Genomic DNA, 2,026 nt, shown 5'->3' on the forward strand with positions numbered 1-2,026 from the left:
ACAGCGCTGGCAGAGCGCCAGAGATAGCCCTTGCCGTCCCAATTCGCGCCTGATGCCCTTCGATGGCTCCGGCGCGAATTGGGACGGCAAGGGCTATCTCTGGCGCTCTGCCAGCGACGTCGCCAACGGCTTTTCCAAAGCAGCGGCGGCGCGGGCACGGGAACTCGCCGACGACGAATACCGCCGGCTGCTCTATGTCGGCATGACCCGTGCCGAGGACCGGCTGATCGTCTGCGGCTATCACGGCAAGCGAGCGCCGAACGCCGGCACCTGGCATTCGATCGTCAGCCGCGCGTTGATCGGTGCGCCGGAAAGCGAGCAGCGTGCGCATCCCGCCGGCGGCGAGCCGGTGCATCGTTTCCATGTCACCAAGCTGCCGCCGGTCGCACTGGCTTCCGGCGAGCAGGCGCGGCCGACGGATGCTTTCGGACCTCTGCCGGCGACCTTGTTCCGGCCCTTGCCCCCCTTCGAGGATCTGCCGCGTCCGCTGTCGCCATCCGGTGCTGCGGCGCTGATAGACGAAGGCAAGGAAGCTGTGGTCGACAAGGCGTCGCCGGTGCTCGACGCCGATGCCGAGCCGGGCTTTGCGGTGCTGCGCGGGCTTGCCCTTCACAAACTGCTGCAGATGCTGCCGGGCATTGCCGAGCCCGAACGCCAGCGCGCGGCGGAGCGCTATCTCTTGCGAACGGGTGCGGACTGGCCTCCGTCAGAGCGCGAAAAAGCCCTGGCGTCGGTCACATCAATCCTTGCGGATCCCGGCCTCGGTCAGCTGTTTGCGCCGTCGTCGCGTGCTGAGGTCGCGATCATGGGCAGCCTGGAAGTAAAGGGCAAAAAGCGCTCGATTTCCGGCAAGATCGACCGGTTGGCGGTGACGTCGGACACGGTCTCGATCGTCGACTACAAGACCAACCGGCCGGCGCCCTCCACTCTGGCCGAGGTGCCGCCGGCCTACCTGCTCCAGCTCGCGCTCTATCGCGCCCTGTTGCAGCCGCTCTATCCCGGCCGCACGGTCAAGGCGGCCCTGCTGTTCACCGAGGCGCCGCGGCTGATCGAGCTGCCAGCCGGTGCCATGGACGACGCCCTTGCCCGACTCACGGGAGCGTGACACAACACCTGCTTGAAGAAGGGCGCGATCACCACCACATTTGGTGGGACAAAAACTTTCAAAAGGATTTTCCATACGGCAACCGTGAAGGTCGACAAGAGCAACTTCCAGGCCGACGTGCTTGACGCCAACGTACCGGTCGTCGTCGATTTCTGGGCGGAATGGTGCGGTCCCTGCAAGATGATCGCGCCGGCGCTCGAAGACATTGCCACCGAACTCGGCGCCAAGGTGAAGATCGCCAAGCTCAACATCGACGAGAATCCGGAGCTTGCCGCCCAGTTCGGCGTGCGCTCGATCCCGACGCTGATGATCTTCAAGGGCGGCGAAATGGCCGACAAGAAGGTCGGTGCGGCGCCCAAGACCGCGCTGTCGCACTGGATCAACGGCAATCTCGCCTGATCCATCTGAAATTCATATGACCATCAAGCCCGGCCTCGCGCCGGGCTTTTTGTTGGCGTCATCGGTGCGTGGCTCTGGCTCTCGCGTCCGGCCACTCCATGTCATCTGCTTGAGCCAGACAGGAGAACCCCATGACCGGATCCGCCAAGGCCACCGTATTCATCGACAATGAGCGCGTCATCGTCACCGAGTACCGCTTCGCACCGGGCGAAAACACCGGCTGGCATCGCCACGGCCACGACTATGTCGTCGTGCCGCTGATGGACGGCAAGGTGAAGCTGTTGACCAAGGACGGCGAGACCTTCGCCGAGATGAAGAAGGGCGCGCCCTATTTCCGCAAAGAGGGCGTCGAACATGACGTCATCAACGCCAACGAAGGCGAATATGCCTTTATCGAGATCGAATTGAGGTGACGGCATGCCATCATGTGCCATCTTGATGGGCGCTGAGAGACTACATCTTCTAGAAAGGGGAGTTTGAAATGGCCGAACCCCAGCTTTCCGTCCGCAGCGCAAAAGCACG

Annotated in this window: 3 protein-coding genes; all 3 read left to right on the forward strand. The window is 63.4% G+C overall.

Annotated elements, in window-relative coordinates:
• On the forward strand, nucleotides 1–1,105 hold a 1,105-nt coding region (locus EN906_RS32150), incomplete at its 5' end, for a PD-(D/E)XK nuclease family protein (protein WP_206529228.1).
• Nucleotides 1,106–1,171: 66 nt separating this feature from the next.
• Complete coding sequence (gene trxA / locus EN906_RS32155; protein WP_127375682.1) at nucleotides 1,172–1,504, forward strand: thioredoxin; 333 nt, start codon at nucleotides 1,172–1,174, stop codon at nucleotides 1,502–1,504.
• A gap of 131 nt (nucleotides 1,505–1,635) precedes the next feature.
• The gene (locus EN906_RS32160) at nucleotides 1,636–1,917 is read left to right on the forward strand and encodes a cupin domain-containing protein (RefSeq protein ID WP_127268388.1); all 282 of its coding nucleotides are present in this window, start codon (nucleotides 1,636–1,638) and stop codon (nucleotides 1,915–1,917) included.
• Nucleotides 1,918–2,026 lie beyond the last annotated feature (109 nt).

The organism is Mesorhizobium sp. M7A.F.Ca.CA.004.06.1.1 (genome assembly GCF_003999135.1).
Classification (GTDB): domain Bacteria; phylum Pseudomonadota; class Alphaproteobacteria; order Rhizobiales; family Rhizobiaceae; genus Mesorhizobium.